This window comes from Collinsella aerofaciens, assembly GCF_039758965.1.
Taxonomy (GTDB): Bacteria; Actinomycetota; Coriobacteriia; order Coriobacteriales; family Coriobacteriaceae; genus Collinsella; species Collinsella aerofaciens_BR.
In genome coordinates, this window is the sequence record NZ_JBDMSL010000021.1 from 23,578 (window position 1) to 45,980 (window position 22,403).

Genomic DNA, 22,403 nt, shown 5'->3' on the forward strand with positions numbered 1-22,403 from the left:
TCTAGAGCGTGTGGCCGTAGGCGTTGGCGGCCTTGATGGCGGCGGCGAATTTTTCGTTGGTGAAGGGCTCCGGGTTGCCTTGCTTCCACTCGTTGGTGGCGTGCGCGTGCTCGCACAGGGCAGGGATATCGGTCTCGGAAAGCCCGACCTGCTCAAGCGTTACGGGCAGCCCCATCTGCTTGTTGAAGTCAGCATAGCGCTTAAGGTTCTCGGTGTCGCCCGTGTAGGCGAACAACACCAGCACGCCCAGGCTTACGACTTCGCCGTGCAGGTAGGTGCCCTCACGCGGAATGCTGCAGGTGGCGTTGTAGAACGCGTGCGCCACGCTCGAGTTGTAGTAGTAATCGTTCTGGTTGGTCAGGTTCGAGACATAGCCCGTGTTGACCACGATGTCGAGCGCGATCTGCTTGACGGCCTCGCTCGACAGATTCTGACGAACGTCCTCAAGACCCTGAACACCGTAGGTAAACAGCGGCTCGGAACAGGTGTGGGCAAGAGCCAGGCCAAGGCCGGCGGTGTGCTCCAGGTCGCCGGCGCTCGTGGCGTACTCGACTTCGGGCTGCTTGGACAGGGCGTCGCCCACGCCGGCCCAGAAGTACTCCGCCGGAGCCTCGGCGATGATCTTGGGATTGATGAAGATGTGCGCCGGTCGGTTGGGGTACGAATAGCCCTCGAGCGATCCATCGTCGTTGTAGACGACGGCAATGGCGGTCGCGGCGGAACAGTTAGAGCAAATCGTCGGCACCGTAAAGACAATCTTCTTGAGCTCGATTGCCGCTGTCTTGACGGTGTCGAGTGCCTTGCCGCCGCCACAGGCGATAAGCACGTCTGCCTGCTGGCAAGCGGGGGAGTTCACGACCTTGGCGATATTGGCGCGCGTACTGTTGGTGCCGTAGACGCGCGTCTCCAGAATCTCGACGTCGGTACCTTCAAGCGCCGCCTCGATGCCCGGCAGCGCCGCAGCTAGGGCTCGCTTGCCACCAATGATGGCGACTTTCTTCGCGCCGTACTCCGCCAGTGCGGCGGGCAGCTCGGTAAAGCAATCCTCGCCGACGGTGTAGTCGCTCATTCCGATTGTGCGCATGGCAGCCTTCTTTCGTTAGTTAAAGTGCTTTCAGGTATTTTGCTCCTAGAGAAGGTCCACAGCCGCGAGAAATTTCGAACGTATAAAACCAGTGTTGAGGGTTTTTCGCCGGCGCGGAACGTGCTAGCATACTCCGCATAAGCGTTGATGGGGACGAGTAGTCGGCCGTCCGCATGTTACAGAGAGCGGGGAGCGCTGAGAACCCGTGCATGCGACCGATGAAAATCACCCCGGAGCTGCGGTCCCAACGGACGCGTCGCACAGGCTCGTCTTAGTAGATATCGCCGAGATGGTCGTCGATACAGGCCAGCCGAGTAACGGATGCGAGCGCGCGAATACGCGGGCGAGGGCATCTAAGCTGGGTGGTTAAACGAAGAGCTTTTGCGGGCGTACAGTCCGTTTTGTGGCGCTTCGTCCCAGCTTGTAGGGACGGGCGCTTTTTTGGTGCCCAACGGGCGTGCGCGCCCACGACATGAAAGGGGTACCGTGGCAAACGAGTACAAGCAGACGATGAATCTGCCCAAGACCGGTTTTCCCATGCGTGCCGGTCTTTCCAAGTCCGAGCCCAAGCGACTCAAGGACTGGCAGGACAACAAGGTCTACGAGCAGGTTCTGAAGAAGAACGAGGGTCACAAGAAGTTCGTGCTGCACGACGGCCCTCCGTACGCCAACGGCCCGATCCACATCGGCCACGCCATGAACAAGATCTCCAAGGACATGATCAACCGTTACTGGATGATGCAGGGCTATGAGGTTCCCTATGTCCCCGGTTGGGACTGCCATGGCCAGCCGATCGAGCATAAGGTCGAGGAGAAGCTCGGCACCGAGAAGTTCAACCAGACCTCCACGGCTAAGATCCGCGAGCTTTGCAACAAGTTCGCTGTCGAGAACATCGAGCTGCAGAAGGCCGGCTTCCGTCGCCTGGGCGTGCTTGGCGACTGGGACAACCCCTACCTGACGCTCTATCACCAGCATGACGCTGCCGACATCGAGGTCTTCAAGGCCATGTTCGATAAGGGTATGATCTATCGCGGTCACAAGCCCGTCCATTGGTGCAAGCACTGCCACACCGCACTCGCTGAGGCCGAGATCGAGTACTCCGACGAGACGAGCCCGTCCATCTTCGTGCGCTTTGAGATGACCTCCAATCCCGCCGGCCTCGAGAACTTCGACGGCCCGGTTGACTTTATCATCTGGACGACCACGCCGTGGACCATCCCCTCCGACCAGGCCGTTTCTCTCAAGCCCGGCGCCGCCTACGTCGCCGTTGAGCACGACGGCCGCGCCGAGGTCATGCTCGAGGACCTGGCTCCCAAGTGCTGCGAGGAGTTTGGCTGGGAGTACACCCCGGTTGTGGTCGATGGCAAGCCCTATGTGGTTCCCGCCGAGACCTTCCATCACATTCACTATAAGCAGCCGATCTTTGACGGTGTCGAGGGCGTGGCGCTGCTGGCCGATTACGTCGGTGTCGATGACGGTACCGGTATCGTCCACAACTCGCCCGGCCACGGCGTCGACGACTACTTTGCCTGCCTCAAGGAGGGCATCACCGACATCTGCATGCCGGTCGATGACGACGGCAAGTTCTACACCGGTGAGGAGTTTGGCACCGGTGGCCCCTTCAGCGGCATGGATACCGACGAGGCCAACCCGCATATCATCGAGTTCCTGCGCGAGCGCGGCACCCTGGTCCTCGAGAAGAAGATCACGCACAGCTATCCGCACTGCTGGCGCTGCAAGCACCCGGTGCTCTTCCGTGCTACCGACCAGTGGTTTGTCTCGATGGACAAGACCGGTTTGCGTGAGCAGGCTGGCAAGGAGGTCCGCGAGAACGTCAAGTGGTATCCGGCCCATGCCGCCAACCGCATTGGCGCCATGGTCGAGCAGCGTCCCGACTGGTGCATCAGCCGCCAGCGCAACTGGGGCGTGCCTATCCCCAGCTACACTTGCGCCGACTGCGGCGAGAAGGTCATGAACGACGCCACGCTCGACGCCGTCATCAAGCTCTTCCACGAGAAGGGCTCCGACGCCTGGTTTACTGACGCTCCCGAGAGCTACCTGGGCGAGGCTTGCGTCTGCCCCAAGTGCGGCGGCCATCACCTCAAGGCCGATAAGGACATCCTCGATGTGTGGTGGGACTCCGGCGTTTCCTGGAAGGCCGTCTGCGAGTATCGCCCCGAGCTTGAGTACCCGGCGGACGTGTATCTCGAGGGATCCGACCAGCATCGTGGTTGGTTCCAGAGCTCGCTGCTCACTTCGGTGGGCGCCAACGGCCATGCTCCTTACAAGGCGGTCGTCTCGCAGGGCTTCACGCTCGATGGCCAGGGCCGCAAGATGTCCAAGTCGCTCGGCAACGTCATCGACCCCAATAAGGTCTGTGACGAGATGGGCGCCGACATCATCCGCCTGTGGGTTGCCTCCGTCGACACCAGCTCCGACGTTTCCATCGACCACGAGATTCTCGCTCGTACGTCCGATGCCTACCGTCGTTTCCGCAACACGCTGCGCTTCCTGCTCTCCGAGCTCGAGGGTCAGTTTGAGCCCGAGACCGACGGCGTCGCCTTTGCCGACCTGCTGCCGCTCGACAAGCTCATGGTTGCCCGCCTGACTCAGGTTCAGGCCGAGGTCGACGACGCTTACTCTTGCTACGAGTTCCCGCGCGCTTACCGTGCGATTTATGACTTCGTGGTTACCGAGCTTTCCAACGTGTACCTCGACGCCCTGAAGGACCGTCTGTACTGCGATAAGCCCGGCTCGCTCGAGCGCCGCAGCGCCCAGACCGTGCTGGCCGAGCTCTTCTCGATGCTCATGCGCGACCTGCAGCCGATCCTGTCCTACACGGTTGACGAGGCCATGGCATATGCGCCCGCTGGCTGCGTCGATCACCAGAAGTACGCCGCGCTGCTCGATTGGTACAAGTCGCCCATCACGGTCGACGAGGCCAATGAGTTCGAGGGCGTGCTCGAGGCTTCGCTCGAGCTCCGTAGCGCCGTGACCAAGGCCCTTGAGGATGCCCGTTCTGCCGGCACCTTCACCAAGAGCCAGCAGGTCCGCGTCAAGGCGGTCGTTCCCGCCGAGATGTACGCGCTGCTGACCGGTGATAAGGCCGTCGACCTGGCCGAGTTCTACATCGTCTCCGATGTTGAGCTGACCCAGGGCGAGGAACTCTCCGTTGCCATTGAAGCTGCCGAGGGCGAGTGCTGCGACCGTTGCTGGAACTACCGCACCACCGTTGGCGAGTACAACGGCCACGCGCATATCTGTAAGCGCTGCGCTGATGCGCTGTAGGTTACGGCGTTCGTAGAACGCCGTAACCTACCGACGCTGCAAACGCCCCTAAGCGGCAATCTGACGTTCAATCGTCGGTCGCGTACCAAAGTACGCTTCCCTCCTCTTTCACGTCACCTTGCTCGCTTAGGGACGTTTTCGCTGTTGGTGACGATAACGCGGCGTTTCCATTGCTGGAGCTAGAGGCTTTCTTTCGACTTGCGTTTTTAGTCGAAAGCTATTAAGCGACATTCCGTTATTCGGAATGTCGCTTTCGTTTTTAGCTGGTTATTTCGCTTGCGTTGGTGGATATGTCGTGCGTTCTGCGTATGGCAATATAAGATAGTTCTTTGTATTAAACGTAATTCGATGATCTTGAGGGTAGGGGATTAATTTGGGTCGTGCTGGGGATATGACGCCGCCTTTGCGTTGGCGGTTGGGTGTTGCTGGTGGGGTGGCGCTGGTTGTGCTGCTTGTTGACCAGCTGACCAAGCTTGCGGTTCGTGCCGTGGGCGACGCTTTGCATGTGACTGTTATCCCCGGTGTGATCGACTTTCTATTTGTCCGCAATATCGGAGCCGCCTTTAGCATGGGCGAGGGGCATGGCATCGCGTTTGCCGTGCTGGCGTTGGCGGTCATTATCGCTATTGCCGTGTACCTCGTTCGTGCACCCCAGCTCGCCCATCTTGAGGTTGTGGGCATGGCGATGGTTGCGGGCGGTGCTATCGGCAACGCTATCGACCGTCTGACTTTTGGCTTTGTGACCGATTTTATTGCCACCACCTTCATCGACTTTCCCGTCTTCAATGTGGCCGATATCGGCATTACCGTGGGCGTTGTGCTCGCCCTCTTCGGCTACATGTTCTTGAGTCCCGCGGCCCGCGAGGTTGATGCGACTGCCGAGCTCAATGCCCGTGATGAGGCCCGCGCTAAGCGCAAAGCCAAGCAGCGTGGGGAGCGTGCCCGCAAGATTCGCGAAAGGAATGAGCGTTAATGGCCGACATCCATATTCTTGTTGCCGACGATTCCGCTGGTCAGCGTCTTGATGCCTATTTGGGCGCCAACGATGGCTGTCCCACGCGCTCTGCCTGCGCGCATCTGATCGAGGGAGGCGCCGTTGCCGTCAACGGTGAGACTTGTCTCTCTAAAAAGTACGCCGTACGCGCCGGCGATCGCATCTCGGTCGACTTGCCCGAGCCGCACGACCCGACCGACGTGATTCCCGAGGCCATTCCCCTCGATATCCGCTACGAGGACGACTACCTTATCGTGCTCTCCAAGCAGCGGGGCCTGGTGTGCCATCCCGCCCATGGCCACGAGAGCGGCACCCTTGCGAACGCTCTGGTCTACCACTGCGGCATCGATCATCTTGGTACTGTGCAGGGTGAGGACCGCCCCGGCATCGTGCATCGCCTGGATCGCGATACCTCGGGCCTTATGCTCGCGGCAAAAGACGACGACACCCAGCGCGCGCTTCAGAATCTCATCCGCACGCGCACGCTCGACCGTCGCTATATCACGCTCGTTCACGGTCACATCGCCATGGACGAGGGCACTATCAACACCGGTATTGCCCGTTCCACGCGCGACCGCGTGAAGATGGCGGTTTCGGATGACCCCTTTGCCCGTCAGGCCATTACGACCTTTAAGGTCCTCGAGCGCTTTGATTCCACGCGTTTTGACGACGGCTATACGCTCGTTGAGTGCCACCTGTTTACGGGCCGCACACATCAGATTCGCGTGCATATGCGCCATATCAACCACGCCTGCGTGGGCGATCCGCTCTACGGCAAGTGCGATGCGCGTGCCGATCAGGGCCTGACCAGGCAGTTCCTGCATTCTTGGCGCGTTGCGTTCGATCATCCCGTAACGGGGAAGCGCATTGAGTGCCGTGACGAGTTGCCGTGGGATCTCGCTGCGGTTCTCGACGATCTGGCTCCGCGCTCGCTCGGTCGCACGGCCGTTGGAGATGAAATCGTTCCGCAGCTCGGTCTTCTCGAAGCCTAGCCAGTATTAGGTGGTTTCTTGAACTCGGTAAGCCTGCGGTAAGATATACGATTGTTTACGTTACACGTTGCTGGGAGCCTGCATGCTCGCCTTTTTACAAACCAACACACCCATCGTGATCTTCAACCAGATTGTCGTCACGCTGCTCACGGTCTGCTTTCTGTACCAGGTGGTCTTCTTTGTCATTGGCGCTCTTCGTGGCGAGGTCGCGCCTCCCAAGGCCAAAAAACTCCATCGCTATGCCTTTTTTATCGCGGCGCATAATGAGGAGGCCGTGATCGCCAACCTCGTTCGCTCCATCAAGGACCAGGATTATCCGTCCGAGCTCATCGAGGTTTTCGTGGTCGCCGATGCCTGCACCGACAACACGGCGCAGCTCGCGCGCGAGGCCGGTGCCATTGTTTACGAGCGCAATGACCTGGCCCGCAAGGGCAAGAGCTGGGTCATGGACTTTGGCTTCGACCGCATTCTCAACGAGTATCCCGACACGTTTGAGGGCTACTTTATCTTCGATGCCGATAACGTTATCTCCCGCGATTACGTTTCCAAGATGAATGATGCCTTTGACCAGGGCTTCCATGTGGTCACGAGCTATCGCAATTCCAAGAACTTCGGCAGCTCGTGGATCTCGGCTGCTAATGCCACGTGGTATCTACGCGAGGCGCGCTTCCTCAACAACGCGCGTAATATCTGCAAGACGTCCTGCGCCGTCTCGGGTTCGGGCTACCTCATCTCCGCCAGCGTTATCGAGGGCATGCACGGTTGGCAGTTCCATACGCTGACCGAGGACATTCAGTTCACCACGTTCTGCGCCATTCACGGTATTCGCATTGGCTATGCGCCGGCGGAGTTCTTTGACGAGCAACCCGTGACGTTCAAGGCATCCTGGAAGCAGCGTATGCGCTGGACCAAGGGCTTTTACCAGGTGTTCTTTACCTACGGTAAGCATCTGGTCAAGTCGACGTTCCGCTATCATCGCTTTGCCGCCTACGACATGTTCATGACGATCGCCCCGGGTATGCTGCTATCGCTGATCTCGATGCTCGCTAATGCGACGTTCTTGATTGTGGGTGGCCTTTCGCATGGTTTCTTGGCAACCGAAGTCGAGATGCAGGCGTGCGCCGCTTCGCTCATTATGACCTTCGCCATGATGTATCAGACGTTCTTTATCCTGGCGCTGCTCACGACTATCTTTGAGTACAAGCATATTCACTGCGCGCAAAAGTGGCGCCTGGTGACTAACCTGTTTACCTTCCCGATCTTTATGTTCAGCTATATCCCCATCACGGTGGCCGCGCTGTTCCTGAAGGTCGACTGGGTGCCGACGCAGCACGCCGTCAACGTTACCCTTGACGAGGTCATGCAAGGCGCCAAATAACCACCACCAAAACCACCGCAAAGGGGACAGGCACCTTTGTGGTGGTTTTTGCTTTTGCGATGCAGCTCGAGGAGGAGTCCGATGGCCTATATCCCGTTTTGGATTTGCATCTTTGCCGGCGTGGCAATTGATGCCCGAGAGCGACGGTTTCCCAATGGGCTTGCCGGCGCATGTGCCGTGGCGGCGTTGGCGGGCGTTTGGCTCGACCTCGGTTTGAACACAGCGGTTGACCACGCCGGTCTTGCGGTCATCGTCTACCTTGCCCTTGTGCTCACTGAGTCGCTCTGGCGGCGCCTTCGCCACGCCCCGGGCATCGGCATGGGGGATGCCAAGGCGCTCTTCGCGCTTTGCACGCTCGACCCTATGGGTGGCATCGTGGCATTTGCCGTCGCACTCCTGGCCCTGGCCCTCTCCTGCCTCTTCACAAAATCACGCTCCCTGCCATTGCTCCCGTTTTTGGTGCCGATTTTTGCCATAATCGAGGTCGTGGGCTGCACTTTGTAACCGATTGCGCATCCTTCTTAAGGAGCATGCCATGGCAACTAATCAAGAAACGGCCGTCATTAAGGCGCGCATGGACCGTATTCCCTCGGCGTTGTCGCCCGAACTTGTCGAGCGCATTGCCGCCGATCGTGCTTCGGGCTATGTCAACCCGTATCGTTGCAACGACGATCAGGTCATTCGTCGTATTGATCGCGCCGCCGACAAAGGCACGCTTATGCGCCCGGCGTTTATGCGCGATACCGAAAAGATACTTCATCTTCCGGCGTACACCCGTTATGCAGGCAAAACGCAGGTCTTTAGCTTCCGTAGCAATGACGATCTGTCACGCCGCGGTTTGCACGTGCAGCTCGTCTCCCGCATTGCGCGCGATATCGGTCGCGCCCTGGGGCTCAATTGCGATCTGATCGAGGCGATTGGCCTGGGTCACGACTTGGGACACACGCCTTTCGGCCATGCCGGCGAGCGTTTCCTCAACGATATCTATCATGAGCGTACGGGGCGTTATTTTTTCCATAACGTGCAGTCGGTCCGCGTGCTCGACACACTGTACGGCCGCAACGTGTCGCTCCAGACGCTCGACGGCGTGCTATGCCATAACGGCGAGTACGAGCAGCGTGTGTTTGAGCTCTCGGACATGAGCTCCTTTGACCAGTTTGACCAGACGGTTGAGGATTGCATTGCCACGGGCTATAGCGCAATTGGGCATCTGCGTCCCATGACGCTCGAGGGCTGCGTCGTTCGCATCTCGGATATTCTTGCCTACGTCGGTCGTGACCGTCAGGATGCGATCGCGGCGGGCCTGCTGTCACCCGACGCTTTTGATGATGGCCGGGGCGGTGCCTACAACAGTTGGATCCTCACGCATGCCTCCATCGATATCGTTGAGCACAGCTATGGTAAGCCGCGCATCGAGATGAGCGAGGACCTGTTTGAGGAAATCCGCCGAGCCAAGCGCGAGAACTACGAGAAGATCTATAGCAAGGGCGGTATCGAAGGCGATTCCGAGGTGGAGCTGCGCGAGGCGTTCGAAAAGCTCTACGACCGTTGCCTGCGGGATCTAAACAGTGGTGACGAGTCCTCGTACATCTTTAAGCACCATATTTCGCGCATTAAGCAGCAGCTTTCCTACTACGATCGCACCTATGCCTGGCAGGACGACAAGGATCAAGCCGTGGTGGATTATATCGCGAGCATGACGGACGGTTATTTCTGCGAACTGACGAGCAAGCTGTTCCCCGGTCTGGAGTTTCCGCACCGTACCTATATTAACGAACGGTAGTTCGTATATATTCGGTATACTGTTAGTGGAAAACGTTTTTGATTGATACACGGGATGGCTATGGACGACCTTTTTTCTGCTTCGACGCGCGAGCGTTCCTTTCAGAATGCGCCGCTTGCGGTGCGTATGCGCCCCAATTCGCTCGACGAGTATGTGGGCCAGCAAAAGGCCGTCGGTAAGGGCTCATGGTTGCGTGCCGCGATCGAACACGACGTGCTTTCCAGTGTGATTTTGTATGGGCCGGCCGGTACGGGTAAGACGACGCTGGCCCATATTATCGCCAACCATACTAAGAGCGAGTTTGTCGAGGTCAGCGCTGTGACGGGCACCGTGAAGGACTTGCGCCGCGTGATTGATGAGGCCAAGACGCGCCTGAATACCTACGACCGCCGCACCATTCTATTCATCGATGAGATTCACCGCTTCTCTAAGTCGCAGCAGGATGCCCTGCTGCATGCAGTTGAGAACCGTACCGTCATTATGATTGGCGCCACGACGGAGAATCCGTACTTCGAGGTCAACTCGGCACTGTTGTCGCGTGGGCGTGTGGTGGAGCTTGAGCATCTGAAGGATGAGGATATCGCCACGCTTATTGAACGTGCGCTTGAGGCACCGCAGGGCTTGAACGGTAAGTTCTCGGCCGATGAGGATACGGTCAAGACCATCTGCACGCTGGCAGCGGGTGACGCTCGCTCGGCGCTCACGACGCTCGAGCTTGCGAGCGAGATTGCCGTCACGCGTCCCGATACCGAGGGAACGCCAGCGCCCGCGGCGGGGGAGCGCTATCCCATCACCGTGGATGACGTGAAGATCGCCAACCCGCGTCGCGGCTTTACATACGACAAAAACGGCGACATGCACTACGACATCATCAGTGCGTTTATTAAGTCTATGCGCGGTAGTGACCCCGATGCCACGATCTATTGGCTCGCGCGCATGATCGATGCTGGGGAGGATCCTAAGTTTATCGCTCGCCGTATTATGATTCACGCTTCTGAGGATGTTGGCAACGCCGACCCGCAGGCGCTTTTGGTGGCGCATGCCGCGTTTAAGTCTGCCGAGGTCATTGGCTATCCCGAGTGCCGCATTAACCTGGCTCAGGCTGCACTCTATGTGTGCTTGGCGCCAAAATCCAACGCGTGTGAGGCTTCGATCGATGCGGCGCTGGCCGATATCCATTCTAGTGGGCTTCGCGAGGTGCCGAGTTATCTGCGCGATCGCCATCGCCCGGGCAGCGATGAATACGGTGTGTATAAGTATCCACATGATTATCCCGAAGGCTGGGTCGATCAGCGCTATTTGCCCGATGGCTTGGAACGCGGTGCATTTTGGCAGCCTGCCGGGCGCGGCTGGGAAGAGTGGCGCGTAGAGCAAAGCGAACGCGACCGCAGCGGGAATGCACCGAGGTAGCTGCTGATAATTTTGTCCCACGTTGCTGCTCTTGGCATGTTCGGTCCCCTTTGGGGTACCATGAAAAGCGTCTGTATTTCGATTCTTCCGGGAGGCTTGTATGAGTCCCATTCAAATCGCCCTGCTGCTGCTCGCCGTTGCCGGCGTGTGGGCCATCGCTGAGCTCGCGCTTACCCTGCGCAAGACCCGCAATGTTGTCGACTCGCTCGATAAGACCGTGAACGACCTCAACAACACCATCGCCGAGGCTCAGCCTGTGGTGGCAAAGCTCGATGGCGCTGTCGATGAGCTTACGCCGGCGCTTGCCCAGATGGAGCCGCTGCTTAAGTCGAGCAAGACGGCAGTTGATGCCCTTACCTCCAATCTCGTAGAGGTCGAAGCCGTGGTTCGCGACATTTCCGAGGTTACGGGCAGCATGGCCGAGGCCAGCAATGCTGTGTCGAGCGTGACCGACTCTGCCGCCGGTGCTGTGCAGAAGCTCTTCAATAAGGTGAAGGCTCCTGCAGCCAACGCCGATCGCAAGCTCGCCGCTGCCGCTGCGGAGGCCGAGCAGCCTACCGAGCGCGTCCTAATTGGCGAGGACGAGGCCGCCGCGGGCGACGATGATGGTCAGAAGTCTGTATCCAAGCCGGCTCAGTATTACACCTATACGCCCGCCGAGACCTCTGAGGAGTCCTGCGATGAGTAGCGAAGCAACCTGCCCTATCACGCTGACCGTTGCCGGTGACCCGCGTCTCGCTCGCCTTGTGCGCATGACGGCAGCCAACGTTGGTGCCCTGTGCTCTATGTCTGTCGATCGCATCGAGGACATCCGCATGGCTGCTGAGGAGGCTTTCATCTTTGGTTGCACCGCGGTCGACTGCGATGACATCACCATCAAATTCGATGTCGATGAGACCCACGTTGGCATGACTATTACCTTTGGCGACCAGGCTACGGTCGATGAAGACGACCAGGCTGCGGTGTATGCCGAGCTCATCCTCGCGAGCGTGTGCGACTCCTACGAAAAGACTACGGCGCCCCTGACGCTTTCCCTCGACCTCAAGGCGGATATCTAATATGACCGAACGTTCCCGGAGCGGCAAGACCGCTTGGGACAAGGAGAAAACTCGCGAGCTGTTTCGTCGTTACAAGGAGACCGGTGATCCGGACGCCCGTGAGCAGCTCGTCATGTCCCATATGAACCTGGTAAGGTTTCTTGCCAACAAATTTAAGAATCGCGGCGAGCCGCTCGACGATCTCATGCAGGTCGGCTATCTGGGCTTGCTCAAGGCTATCGACCGTTTTGATCCCGAGCGCGGACTCGAGTTCACGACGTTTGCGACACCCACTATCCTGGGCGAGATCAAACGCCATTTTCGCGACAAGGGCTGGAGTGTGCGCGTACCGCGTCGTCTGCAGGAGCTCTCGGCCAAGGTCAACCAGGCTACTGACAAACTTACCAACGAGCTGCAGCGTTCGCCCAAGGTTGAGGAGATCGCTGAGTATCTAGATGTGACTGTCGATGAGGTCCTCGAGGCTATGGAATCGTCTTCGGCCTATACCTCGGTGCCCATCGAGGCTCCTGGTGCGTCCGATTCCGACGATGCGCCCTCGATTCTCGACCGTTACGCCGACGATGACAACGAGCTCGACTTTACCGATGACCGCCTGGTGATCGAGGAAGCCATCCGCGATTTCTCGCCGCGTGAGCGCGAGGTGATCGAGCTGCGCTTTGTGAAGGGCATGACCCAGATCGAGATTGCCAAGAAGCTGGGCATCTCGCAGGTGCAGGTCTCGCGTCTGCTGCGCCGCACGCTTAAGAAGATTCAGGACAAGATCGACCCCGACGGAGTGATGATTCGTTCATGAGTGAGCACCCCCAACAAACCGATCGCGTGCTGCGCGACACCCGCGTTCTGACGCTGCGCATTTGGGCTGTTGTCGGCTGCATTGTCATCGCCGCTGTCATCTTTAACCTTATGGGCATCCTGGCGCCGGTTATTGAGTTTCTTGCCGTTGGCTCCATCATTGCTTTTGTGATGTCCCCGATCACCAACTGGCTCGAGCACCATGGCGTGAATCGCGGCATCGGTTCGCTTATTGCGCTAATTGTTGTTGTTGCCGTGCTCGTCGGTGTCGTTTGCATCTTGTCGCCGATTCTCTTTGGTCAGATCATGGAAGTCCTGAGCCGCCTGCCCGAGCAGCTTCGTGTTGCGGGCGGTGATCTCAACGAGATGATCTCGCATGCCAAGACGCTCAACAACACGCCGCTCAAGGAGTATTTGGACGATAATCTTTCGTCGCTGGTTGCCGTGGCATCGAAGTATGTGTCTCAGATCGCTGCCGAGCTTGGCCGCGGTGTGTTCCCGCTCATCACCAATACGGCTTCGCAGCTGTTCGTGATCTTCCTTGGTCTGGTGCTTGCCTACTGGATGGCCTGCGACTACCCTCGCATGCACCACGAGATTTGCACCATCATCGGTCAGGAGAAGGAGACCTCGTACCGCTTTATGGTCGCCATTCTTTCTCGCTCTGTCGGCGGCTACATGCGCGGTATGGTCGTGACGTCCATCTGCGGTGGTTTCCTCGCCTTTATCGGTTTTATGATCATCGGCCATCCGTATGCGGCGCTCATGGCTATCTTTACCGGCATCATGCATTTGGTTCCGGTCGTCGGTCCTTGGGTGAGCGCAGCAATCGCCACAGTGCTCGGTTTCATGTTCAGCCCTATGTTGGCGTTATGGACGCTCATCGTGACTATGGTCGCGCAAAACGTCACCGATAACGTCATTTCGCCCAAGGTCATGCAGAGCTCGGTGCAGGTGCATCCCATCATGAGCCTCACGGCGCTCGTTATTGGCTCGGCACTCATGGGGCCCATCGGCATGATTATTGCCATCCCGCTGTGTGCGGCCCTCAAGGGTATCTTCGTGTACTACTTCGAGAATGAGACCGGCCGCCAGCTTGTGGCCTATGACGGCGCCGTGTTTAAGGGCACGCCGTACCGCGATGCCGATGGCAACCCGGTCGCCGCCTACGACGCGCTCGGCGACGACACCTTCATCTACGAGTCTGAGCTCATCGGCAACGAGACTGCGCCCGAGGCCAAGGCCATGCCCAAGCCCGAGCTCGATAATCCCTGGATTAAGCTCTCTGGTCTGCAGCCCGATGCCACGGGCTTCTTCAAGAACCCCTTTGCCAAGGACGATGACTCCAACTCGGACGACGATACCAAAACCGGCATCGACGGCTCCATGGACGATGACGACAACTAGCGGGGTAATTCGGGTTAACATTCATACGTGCTAACATGCAATTTCGCTGGAGGGTCGCTGTTTGGCGACCCTCTTTTTTGCACAGGCGCGGTGGGATGGTAATATCGTTACGTTTGAACTGTTTCGATGTGAAACCGAGGAGATTCCCTCTATGAGTGCTGACTACCCGTCAATGACTACGGCCGAGATCCGCTCCAAGTTCCTCAACTTCTTTGAGGAGCGCGGTCTTAAGCTCTATCCTTCTTCGTCCCTCGTCCCCGATGATCCCTCGCTGCTGCTTGCCAACGCCGGCATGAACCAGTTTAAGGAGTACTACCAGGGCAAAAAGACCATGAAGGAGATCGGCGCGATCTCTTGCCAGAAGTGCGTTCGCACCAACGACATCGATTGCATCGGCGAGGACGGCCGTCACCTGTCCTTCTTCGAGATGCTCGGCGACTTCTCTTTCGGCGGCGTCTCCAAGGAGCAGGCTTGCGCCTGGGCCTTTGAGCTCATCACCAAGGAGTTCAAGCTGCCGCTCGACCGCCTGTACTTTACCGTCTTTACCGAGGACGACGAGACCCACGACGTGTGGCGTTCTCTGGGCGTTGCCGAGGACCACATCTCCCGCCTGGGTGAGGACGACAACTTCTGGGCCGCTGGCCCCACCGGTCCCTGCGGTCCGTGCTCCGAGATCTATTTTGACATGGGCGAGGAGGTCGGCTGCGGCAGCCCCGACTGCAAGCCCGGCTGCGACTGCGACCGCTTCCTTGAGTTCTGGAACCTCGTGTTTACCCAGTACGACCGTCAGGAGGACGGCTCCATGCCGGAGCTGCCGCACCGCAACCTCGATACGGGCATGGGCCTGGAGCGCATGGCTGCCATCATGCAGCACAAGACCGCCAATTACGACGGCGATCTGATGCAGCACCTCATCAAGCTGGGCGAGGAGATCAGCGGCAAGACCTATGACGCCGACGATTACTCCGGCGCCAGCCGTTCTCTTCGCATCATCGCCGACCACTCCCGTGCCGTCGACTTCATGATCTCTGACGGCATCCTGCCCGGTAACGAGGGTCGCGAGTACGTCCTTCGCCGCCTGCTCCGCCGCGCCGTGTTCCACGGTCGCCTACTGGGCATCGAGGGCGCCTTCCTGACCAAGTTCATCGACGAGGTCAACGCTCAGATGGGCGAGGCCTACCCCGAGCTGCTCAAGAACGTCGCGCTCGTTAAGGGTATCGTCGCCTCCGAGGAGGAGCGCTTCTCCACGACGCTCGACAACGGTCGCGTCTACCTGGATGAGGCCCTGGCAGCGCTTGCCGAGGGTGCTGCGCTTCCGGGCGATGTTGCCTTTAAGCTGCACGACACCTTTGGTTTCCCCATCGACCTGACCGTCGAGATCGCCGGCACCGCTGGTCACGACGTCGACATGGACGGCTTCACTGCCTGCATGGAGGACCAGAAGGCCCGCGCTCGTGCCAACGCCAAGGGCGATGCCTGGGGCAGCTTCAACGACGTGTGGGTCGAGCTTTCCGACAAGGTCGCTGCGACCGATTTCGATGGCTATGACAACGACGTCATCGAGGGCGCCAAGGTAGTCGCCATCGTTCGCAACGGCGAGTCCGTCGAGTCCGCTGCCGCCGGCGAGGACGTCGAGGTCGTGCTCGACCGCACCCCGTTCTATGCCGAGATGGGTGGCCAGCAAGGCGATGCCGGCAAGCTTTCCGCTGAGGGCGTTGTTCTGACCGTTGCCGACACCAAGAACCACAACGGCCTGTATGCCCACGTCGCGCACGTTGCCGATGGCACGCTGACTGTCGGTGCCGCTGTTACCGCCGCGCTCGACGCCGAGCGCCGTGGCTTCCTGCGCCGCAACCACACCGCCACGCACCTGCTCGACGCCGCCCTTAAGCAGGTCCTGGGCGAGCACGTCTCCCAGGCCGGCTCGCTGGTGACGCCCGAGCACCTGCGCTTTGACTTCACGCACTTCGAGGCTCTGTCCTCCGAGCAGCTCAAGGCTGTCGAGGACCTGGTCAACCAGCAGATCTTCGCTTCCAAGCCGGTCGTGACCCGTGTCATGGGCATCGACGAGGCTAAGGCCGCCGGCGCTGTCGCTCTGTTTGGCGAGAAGTACGGCGATGTCGTCCGCGTCGTCTCCGTGGGCGCCGAGGACCAGCCGTTCTCCCGCGAGCTCTGCGGTGGCACGCACGCTGCCAACACTGCTGAGATCGGCCTGTTCAAGATCATTTCCGAGTCCTCTACGGGCTCGAATGTCCGTCGTATCGAGGCCGTGACCTCTAAGGGTGCTCTCGACTATATGGCCGACCGCCTGGCGCTCGTCGACGCCGCCGCCGCTGCGCTCAAGTGCCGCGTAGACGAGGTTCCCGCTCGCGTGGAGAACCTACAGGCCGAGCTGCGCGAGACGTCCAATAAGCTCAAGAAGGCTCTGACCGGTGGCTCCTCCGACGCCATCTCCAGCGCCATCGAGGGCGCCGTCGAGCTCGACGGCTATAAGCTCGTTGTCGCTGAGCTCCAGGGCCTTGAGGCTGCCGACCTGCGCAACGTATGGGATACCGTGCATCAGAAGGTCGCCGGCCCTGTCGCTTGTGTCGTCGCCAGCGTGACTGAGAAGGGCACTCCGGCCCTGCTCGCTGCCGCCTCTGATGACGCTGTGAAGGCCGGTTTCCACGCCGGTAACGTGATCAAGCAGATCGCGGGTCTGGTCGACGGTCGCGGTGGCGGTCGTCCCAACATGGCCCAGGCCGGTGGCAAGAATGCTGCCGGCATCGCCGATGCCCTCGCGGCCGCTAAGACCGCGCTCGGCGCCTAAGAATCTAAGAAGTCGCTGTGGTTGCGCTCGCGCTGGACATAGGGGAGACCAGGATTGGCATCGCCGTCTCGAGCCGTGATGGCAAGATGGCGATGCCCGTTAAGGTGCTCCCGGCCGCCGAGGTCACCGGTATGGCCAAGACGTTCCGCTACCTGGTTGAGGATTATGAGCCCGACATCCTGGTAAGCGGACGTCCCCTGACCATGGCCGGTGAGCCCGGCCCTCAGGCCGAGCGCGTTGCCGCTGTGGCGCAAAAGATTGCCGACGAGCTCAATCTTCCGTTGGAGTTTGAGGACGAGCGTCTGTCCTCGCAAGAGGCCAAGCGTATCCTGCGCGAGCAGGGACTCAACGAAAAGCAGATGAGGGGCAAGATCGACATGATTGCCGCCAGCCTGTTTTTGCAGACGTGGCTCGATCGTAAAAACGAGGAGGTTTCGCATGCCTAGTGCTTCCGATCCGCGCCAGCCGAATCGTACACAGCAGCCGGCGTCGCGCCCTGCCCAGCCTGGCCAGCGTCCGGCACAGCCGACGCAGCGCGCAGCTCAGCCTGCCGCGCGCCCGGCGCAGTCCTTCTCTCGTTCGGCCCAACCTGTTCAACGGACGGGTCAGCAGCCTTCTGCTCGTTCGGTTCAGCATTCGGCTTCTCACGCGGTTCAGCAGCCCACTGCTCGTACGGCCCAGCCTGCAGGCGGCACCCGCTTTAAGCAGCAGGCACCTACCCAGCGAACGCAGGCCCCCCAATCGCATTCGCATCACGCTCGTGGTTCGCATGGCGTTGCTCCGGCGACCCGCTCGAGCTACAACACGCATGCTCGTCGCGGTGCTCAAAAGAAAAGCTCCCCGGTGCCTATGATTATCGGTGGCGTTGTTGCCGTGCTTGCGCTTGTCGCGATCGTTTTCTTTGTCGTGCCAGCCGTCAAGGGCTTCTTTGGCGGTGAGGGTGCGAAAGTCGTTGCAGGCCAGCAGGTTACTATCACGATTCCCGATGGTGCCTCGGGTGACAGCATCGCTTCGATTCTCTCCGAGAACCATATCGTAGAAAATCCCAAGGATTACTATGCGGCGGTGAAAAAGCTCAACGCCGATATGTCGCTCAAGCCTGGTGATTATTCGTTCACCACACTCATGGATGCGACCAAGGTTGTTCAGCAGCTCATGGAAGGCCCCAACGCGGGCTCCAATACGCTGACTATCCCTGAGGGCCTGACGGTCGATCAAGTCGCCGACCGTGTGGCCCAGGCCTACGACAGCATCTCTAAGGAAGACTTCCTCAACCAGGCCAAGGCCTCCAACTACGTGGACGACTATAGCTTCCTTAAGGGCGCCGCCAACGATTCGCTCGAGGGTTTCTTGTTCCCCAAGACCTATTCGCTGGGCGATTCGCCGACGGCCGATGACGTGATTCGCGCTATGCTCGATCAGTTTAAGACCGAGTACAAGTCGCTTGACTTTGCGAGCTGCGAAGCCAAGATCAAGGAACGCTACGGTGTGGAGATGTCCGACTACGACATCGTCAACTTGGCCTCTATCGTTGAGCGCGAGGGCCTCAACGCCGATCAACGTGCGCATGTGGCCTCGGTTTTCTACAACCGCCTTGCCGGCAAGCTCGACGGTCTGCGCTATCTCAATAGCGATGCGACTATGATGTATGTCACCGGTGGCGAGGTTACCGCCGACGACCTGCAGAGCGATAGTCCGTATAACACCTATAAGCATGAGGGTCTGCCACCCACGCCCATCTGCTCTCCGTCGCTCGAGGCACTCAAGGCCACGCTTGAGCCGACCGACTCCGATGACCTGTATTTCTACATTACGCAGGACGAGGAGTACTTCTCGCAAACCTACGAAGAGCATCAACAGTCTTGGAATTAGCATGAGGATTTTTAGCCCCAAACGTTACGTTGCCTCGGTCGATCGCATCGACCTTAATACCCTGTGGGCCGACGGCAAACGCGCCATTCTGCTCGATCGCGATAACACCTTGGTGCCGCGCGATACCGAGCAGGTTCCCGCCGCGGTTTCCGCTTGGCTCGATGCCGCCCGCGCCAAAGGCTTTAAGCTGTGCATGGTGTCCAACAACTGGCATCGCGACCAGGTCATGAGCTCTGCACGCGAGCTGGGACTCGAGGCCATCAGCCACGCCATGAAGCCGGCGCCGTTTGCCCTCAAGGCGGGTCTTAAGCGCCTCGGCGCCACGGCCGACGAGGCGGTGCTGATCGGTGATCAGCTCTACACGGACGTGTGGAGCGGCAACTTCGCCGGCGTCGATACCATCCTGGTAAAGCCGCAGGCGACGCAGGACCTGTGGTATACGCAGATCTTCCGTATCTTTGAGCGCCGGGCCCTGCGCGACCTTCCCTGCGAGGAATAGGTCTCGTCATGTCCCAGCACATCAAACACGGCTGCGACCATATCTTCTTTATTGGCTTTTTGGGCGCGGGCAAATCGACGCTCGCGCGCAACGTCGGAACCATGTTCAAGCGGCGTTTTATCGATACCGACCGCCTGGTCGTGCGCCGTTGCGGCAAGTCGGTAACCGAGATTTTTGAGACCGAGGGTGAGGGTCGTTTTCGCGAGCTCGAGACCTCGGCGCTCCGTTCGCTCCAAAGCGAGCGCAGCCTGTTGGTTTCGTGCGGGGGCGGTATCGTCGAAACGCCGGTGAATATTGAGCTGATGCACGAAATGGGTACGTGCGTGTACCTCGAGGGCGACTTCGAGGATTCGATTCGACAGATTCGTCGGTCCGACACGCGCCCCGATTTCCGTTCGCCCGAGCATGCTGCGCTCCTGTTTGAGCATCGCCGTCCGCTGTATCGCCAGGCCGCCGACCTTACCCTTGATATTCGCAACAAGTCCTTCGAGGACGTTTCCTACCTTTGTGCCGAGATGCTTTTGGAGCGTGGGCTGCTATGATTCGCCGTCAACTGATCAATTTCCAAAACCGCAGCGTCGATGTCCGTGTCGGATTGGGCGCGTTCGATGAGTTGTCGCGCATGTTTGCCTCGGCTGTGGGCAAGCCTAAGCGCGCGATGGTGGTTTGGAACGACGCCACATCCGAGCGTTTTGGTGAGGTCGTCGAGCATGCGCTGGTCGATGCCGGTTTTGCCGTGTCGCTGCTCGTCCTCGAGGTTTCGCCTGCTGGTGCCACGCTTGCTGATGCCGATGCTATCTTTGGCGCCCTGACTGCCAATGGCATTACCTGTGACGATCTGGTTGTCGCCGTTGGCGATGCCGCAACCTGCTCGGTTGTTAGCTGGTGTGCCAATCAGTGGTGCGGCCGCACCGAGTGCGCGTTGCTGCCGACGACGTTCGACGCCATGCTCACGGTCGCGACGACCATGAAGCCGCTCGTCGCCTCGTCGGCGAATGCGCTTCCCGCTATCGCGTTCCGTCCCGAGCCGGGCCTGGTCGTGTGTGACCTCGACCTTGTTCGCGAGGCGGACCCCGAGGACCTCAAGCTCGGCTATGTGGTACTTGTTGGCACCATGCTTTCGAGCAGCAAGTCCCGCTGGAATCAGTTTACCGAGACCGTCCCCGAGATTCTCGCGGGCGAGGAGGTCGCGCTCGTCAATGCCGTTCAGTGGTCTCAGACTGCCCGAAAGGACGTACTGATGGCCACGAACCCGAGCGCACGTCATGCGCTCGATTTTGGTAAGACGGGGGAGCGCACCCTGCGCGCCTGCTTGGGCGATGCCGCTTCGCAGGTCCCTGCCTACCAGCTGTTATCCGAGGGCATGCGCTTTGAGGCGCGCGTTGCCCACGATGCCTGCGACTTCGATATCGATTACGTTTTTGAGGTCGATGACTGCCTGGAGGACTTTGGCATCGAGGAGCTTGCCTTCGATCTGGAGCCCACCGCGTTTATCGAGGAGTTCCGCAAGCAGCAGTTCGCCCGCTCGAACCGCAGCATGTTGCCGCTGCCCGCGGCACTCGGCGCCATTCGTCTAACGAGCGTTGAGGACGAGGTTCTTGAGCGTCACGCTCACGCCTACTTGGCTTCTCGCAAAGAACTTCTCTAAGATTTATTGACATCCATCGTCTTTCGTATCATGTTGAGGGACGGGTTTCCAATCGGTTGCGGTTCGCATGCGATTCCGACGTTCGGTTGAGACCCGTCCCGCACTTTTTGAGACAATAAGAAAGGAATCTGCATGTCTGAGTTTGCTGCCGGTCCTGCCGGTCGTATCGAACGTGTCCGTGCCCTGATGGTCGAGCGCGGCTACGACGCCATCGTGGTACGCGACGAGGCCAATCTTCGTTGGCTCACGGGCGTGAAGGGCGTCTTCGACTACACCTTCGAGTTCCCGCACGCGGCGTTTATTACGGCTGACCAGTGCCTGTTCCATACCGACTCGCGCTACCTCAACAGCTTTGAGGAGAACACGCCCGCCGGCAGCCCCTGGGTCTACGACATGGACGAGGGCACCATCCCCGGTTGGGTCGCCGGCAAGATTGCGGCCAACAAGTGCCGCGTCTGCGCTGTCGAGGACGACATGCAGATCAACTTCTACCAGGGTATTCAGCGTGGTCTGGAGGACCGTTCCGTCGCCTGCATGTTGCCGCTGATGCATGACGACATCCGCAAGATGCGCGCCATCAAGGACGCCGAGGAGATCGAGCTCATGCGCCATGCGCAGTCGATCACCGATGCCGCCTTCCAGCATATGCTCGGCTTTATTAAGCCTGGTATGACCGAGAAGCAGGTTCGCAACGAGCTCGAGAACTTTATGTTCGCCAACGGCGCCGACAGCTTGGCCTTCGGCTCCATCGTGGCAAGCGGCCCCAATACCGCCAACCCGCATGCCGTGCCGAGTGACCGCGTGATCGAGAAGGGCGACTTCGTCCTCATGGATTACGGTGCGGGCTACTGCGATTATCGTTCCGACATGACGCGCACCGTCGTGATGGGCGAGCCTACCCAGGAGCAGCTCGACCTGTACGCGCTCGTGCGCCGCACCCACGAGGAGTGCGTCGCCGCCATCCATCCGGGCGTCGAGGGTAACGACATTTTCAAGCTTTCCAAGAAGATCATCGGCGATGCCGGCTATGGCGATTACTACAACCATGGCCTGGGCCACGGCGTGGGCATCGACATCCATGAGCTGCCCAACTTCAACCGCAGCAAGAACACTATCGAGGTCGGCTCGGTTATCACCATGGAGCCCGGCGTGTATCTGCCCGGTGTGGGCGGCGTGCGCCTGGAGGACTACGGCGTGGTCACCGAGAACGGCTACGAGCCCTTCACCAAGACCCCTCACGACCTGCACGTCATCGATTGCTAGCCCATTTCGATAGTTTTTTGGGGCGGGGCGTCCGGATAGATTCGGGCGCGGTTGATTTCCGATCTCAGCCGAACACTTTGAGCGGATAGGCCGTTCCCGCAGTTAGCTGAACGCCCCCGCGGCCCC

General features: G+C 59.5%; 19 protein-coding genes. 18 read left to right on the forward strand and 1 reads right to left on the reverse strand.

The features are described from left to right. Nucleotide 1: 1 nt before the first annotated feature. The gene (locus ABHU32_RS07825; RefSeq protein WP_346979559.1) at nucleotides 2-1,084 is read right to left on the reverse strand and encodes an iron-containing alcohol dehydrogenase family protein; all 1,083 of its coding nucleotides are present in this window, start codon (nucleotides 1,082-1,084) and stop codon (nucleotides 2-4) included. Nucleotides 1,085-1,594: 510 nt separating this feature from the next. Between ABHU32_RS07825 and ileS the strand changes: the two genes are divergently transcribed. From ileS to ABHU32_RS07915, 18 genes are all read left to right on the forward strand, one after another. Then, a complete protein-coding gene (gene ileS, locus ABHU32_RS07830; RefSeq protein WP_346979570.1) occupies nucleotides 1,595-4,372 on the forward strand; it encodes an isoleucine--tRNA ligase in 2,778 nt (925 codons plus the stop codon). A 445-nt stretch (nucleotides 4,373-4,817) separates the two neighbouring features. Then, nucleotides 4,818-5,345 (forward strand): signal peptidase II, encoded by a 528-nt coding sequence (gene lspA, locus ABHU32_RS07835; protein WP_346979560.1) that lies wholly within the window; start codon nucleotides 4,818-4,820, stop codon nucleotides 5,343-5,345. Then, complete coding sequence (locus tag ABHU32_RS07840) at nucleotides 5,345-6,358, forward strand: RluA family pseudouridine synthase (protein WP_346979561.1); 1,014 nt, start codon at nucleotides 5,345-5,347, stop codon at nucleotides 6,356-6,358. Before lspA ends, ABHU32_RS07840 begins: the two co-directional genes overlap by 1 nt. Before the next feature lie 82 nt (nucleotides 6,359-6,440). Beyond that, nucleotides 6,441-7,736 (forward strand): glycosyltransferase family 2 protein, encoded by a 1,296-nt coding sequence (locus tag ABHU32_RS07845; RefSeq protein ID WP_022094595.1) that lies wholly within the window; start codon nucleotides 6,441-6,443, stop codon nucleotides 7,734-7,736. A gap of 81 nt (nucleotides 7,737-7,817) precedes the next feature. Continuing rightward, a complete protein-coding gene (locus ABHU32_RS07850) occupies nucleotides 7,818-8,240 on the forward strand; it encodes a prepilin peptidase (protein ID WP_346979562.1) in 423 nt (140 codons plus the stop codon). Between the two features lie 31 nt (nucleotides 8,241-8,271). Continuing rightward, nucleotides 8,272-9,519, forward strand: coding sequence for a deoxyguanosinetriphosphate triphosphohydrolase family protein (locus tag ABHU32_RS07855; RefSeq protein WP_346979563.1), 1,248 nt, complete (start codon nucleotides 8,272-8,274; stop codon nucleotides 9,517-9,519). Between the two features lie 60 nt (nucleotides 9,520-9,579). Then, nucleotides 9,580-10,929 (forward strand): replication-associated recombination protein A, encoded by a 1,350-nt coding sequence (locus ABHU32_RS07860; protein ID WP_346979564.1) that lies wholly within the window; start codon nucleotides 9,580-9,582, stop codon nucleotides 10,927-10,929. Between the two features lie 100 nt (nucleotides 10,930-11,029). Then, nucleotides 11,030-11,617, forward strand: coding sequence for a hypothetical protein (locus ABHU32_RS07865; RefSeq protein ID WP_346979565.1), 588 nt, complete (start codon nucleotides 11,030-11,032; stop codon nucleotides 11,615-11,617). Next, the gene (locus tag ABHU32_RS07870; protein WP_006233993.1) at nucleotides 11,610-11,987 is read left to right on the forward strand and encodes an ATP-binding protein; all 378 of its coding nucleotides are present in this window, start codon (nucleotides 11,610-11,612) and stop codon (nucleotides 11,985-11,987) included. Before ABHU32_RS07865 ends, ABHU32_RS07870 begins: the two co-directional genes overlap by 8 nt. Nucleotide 11,988: 1 nt before the next feature. Then, the gene (locus ABHU32_RS07875; RefSeq protein WP_022094589.1) at nucleotides 11,989-12,780 is read left to right on the forward strand and encodes an RNA polymerase sigma factor SigF; all 792 of its coding nucleotides are present in this window, start codon (nucleotides 11,989-11,991) and stop codon (nucleotides 12,778-12,780) included. Then, nucleotides 12,777-14,186: an AI-2E family transporter gene (locus ABHU32_RS07880; protein ID WP_346979566.1), complete on the forward strand. Its 1,410-nt coding sequence runs from the start codon at nucleotides 12,777-12,779 to the stop codon at nucleotides 14,184-14,186. The genes ABHU32_RS07875 and ABHU32_RS07880 overlap by 4 nt, the downstream gene beginning before the upstream one ends. A gap of 151 nt (nucleotides 14,187-14,337) precedes the next feature. Beyond that, the gene (gene alaS, locus ABHU32_RS07885; RefSeq protein ID WP_346979567.1) at nucleotides 14,338-16,995 is read left to right on the forward strand and encodes an alanine--tRNA ligase; all 2,658 of its coding nucleotides are present in this window, start codon (nucleotides 14,338-14,340) and stop codon (nucleotides 16,993-16,995) included. Nucleotides 16,996-17,012: 17 nt separating this feature from the next. Next, the gene (gene ruvX / locus ABHU32_RS07890) at nucleotides 17,013-17,441 is read left to right on the forward strand and encodes a Holliday junction resolvase RuvX (protein ID WP_346972395.1); all 429 of its coding nucleotides are present in this window, start codon (nucleotides 17,013-17,015) and stop codon (nucleotides 17,439-17,441) included. Next, a complete protein-coding gene (gene mltG / locus ABHU32_RS07895) occupies nucleotides 17,434-18,867 on the forward strand; it encodes an endolytic transglycosylase MltG (RefSeq protein WP_229089763.1) in 1,434 nt (477 codons plus the stop codon). The genes ruvX and mltG overlap by 8 nt, the downstream gene beginning before the upstream one ends. A 1-nt stretch (nucleotide 18,868) precedes the next feature. Next, the gene (locus ABHU32_RS07900) at nucleotides 18,869-19,366 is read left to right on the forward strand and encodes a YqeG family HAD IIIA-type phosphatase (RefSeq protein WP_117786909.1); all 498 of its coding nucleotides are present in this window, start codon (nucleotides 18,869-18,871) and stop codon (nucleotides 19,364-19,366) included. 8 nt (nucleotides 19,367-19,374) lie between these two features. Then, complete coding sequence (locus ABHU32_RS07905) at nucleotides 19,375-19,908, forward strand: shikimate kinase (RefSeq protein WP_346979568.1); 534 nt, start codon at nucleotides 19,375-19,377, stop codon at nucleotides 19,906-19,908. Continuing rightward, on the forward strand, nucleotides 19,905-21,014 hold the full coding sequence (locus tag ABHU32_RS07910; protein WP_346979569.1) for a hypothetical protein: 1,110 nt from the start codon (nucleotides 19,905-19,907) through the stop codon (nucleotides 21,012-21,014). Before ABHU32_RS07905 ends, ABHU32_RS07910 begins: the two co-directional genes overlap by 4 nt. A 132-nt stretch (nucleotides 21,015-21,146) precedes the next feature. Beyond that, a complete protein-coding gene (locus ABHU32_RS07915) occupies nucleotides 21,147-22,277 on the forward strand; it encodes a M24 family metallopeptidase (RefSeq protein ID WP_117769618.1) in 1,131 nt (376 codons plus the stop codon). Nucleotides 22,278-22,403: the final 126 nt, after the last annotated feature.

Excerpts from the sequence above, each read along its gene's own strand:
- ABHU32_RS07825 (WP_346979559.1), bottom strand. The coding sequence starts at position 1,084 with ATGCGCACAATCGGAATGAGCGACTACACCGTCGGCGAGGATTGCTTT.
- ileS (WP_346979570.1), top strand. The coding sequence starts at position 1,595 with ATGAATCTGCCCAAGACCGGTTTTCCCATGCGTGCCGGTCTTTCCAAG.
- ABHU32_RS07840 (WP_346979561.1), top strand. The coding sequence starts at position 5,345 with ATGGCCGACATCCATATTCTTGTTGCCGACGATTCCGCTGGTCAGCGT.
- ABHU32_RS07845 (WP_022094595.1), top strand. The coding sequence starts at position 6,441 with ATGCTCGCCTTTTTACAAACCAACACACCCATCGTGATCTTCAACCAG.
- ABHU32_RS07850 (WP_346979562.1), top strand. The coding sequence starts at position 7,818 with ATGGCCTATATCCCGTTTTGGATTTGCATCTTTGCCGGCGTGGCAATT.
- ABHU32_RS07855 (WP_346979563.1), top strand. The coding sequence starts at position 8,272 with ATGGCAACTAATCAAGAAACGGCCGTCATTAAGGCGCGCATGGACCGT.
- ABHU32_RS07860 (WP_346979564.1), top strand. The coding sequence starts at position 9,580 with ATGGACGACCTTTTTTCTGCTTCGACGCGCGAGCGTTCCTTTCAGAAT.
- ABHU32_RS07865 (WP_346979565.1), top strand. The coding sequence starts at position 11,030 with ATGAGTCCCATTCAAATCGCCCTGCTGCTGCTCGCCGTTGCCGGCGTG.
- ABHU32_RS07870 (WP_006233993.1), top strand. The coding sequence starts at position 11,610 with ATGAGTAGCGAAGCAACCTGCCCTATCACGCTGACCGTTGCCGGTGAC.
- ABHU32_RS07875 (WP_022094589.1), top strand. The coding sequence starts at position 11,989 with ATGACCGAACGTTCCCGGAGCGGCAAGACCGCTTGGGACAAGGAGAAA.
- ABHU32_RS07880 (WP_346979566.1), top strand. The coding sequence starts at position 12,777 with ATGAGTGAGCACCCCCAACAAACCGATCGCGTGCTGCGCGACACCCGC.
- alaS (WP_346979567.1), top strand. The coding sequence starts at position 14,338 with ATGAGTGCTGACTACCCGTCAATGACTACGGCCGAGATCCGCTCCAAG.
- mltG (WP_229089763.1), top strand. The coding sequence starts at position 17,434 with ATGCCTAGTGCTTCCGATCCGCGCCAGCCGAATCGTACACAGCAGCCG.
- ABHU32_RS07900 (WP_117786909.1), top strand. The coding sequence starts at position 18,869 with ATGAGGATTTTTAGCCCCAAACGTTACGTTGCCTCGGTCGATCGCATC.
- ABHU32_RS07905 (WP_346979568.1), top strand. The coding sequence starts at position 19,375 with ATGTCCCAGCACATCAAACACGGCTGCGACCATATCTTCTTTATTGGC.
- ABHU32_RS07910 (WP_346979569.1), top strand. The coding sequence starts at position 19,905 with ATGATTCGCCGTCAACTGATCAATTTCCAAAACCGCAGCGTCGATGTC.
- ABHU32_RS07915 (WP_117769618.1), top strand. The coding sequence starts at position 21,147 with ATGTCTGAGTTTGCTGCCGGTCCTGCCGGTCGTATCGAACGTGTCCGT.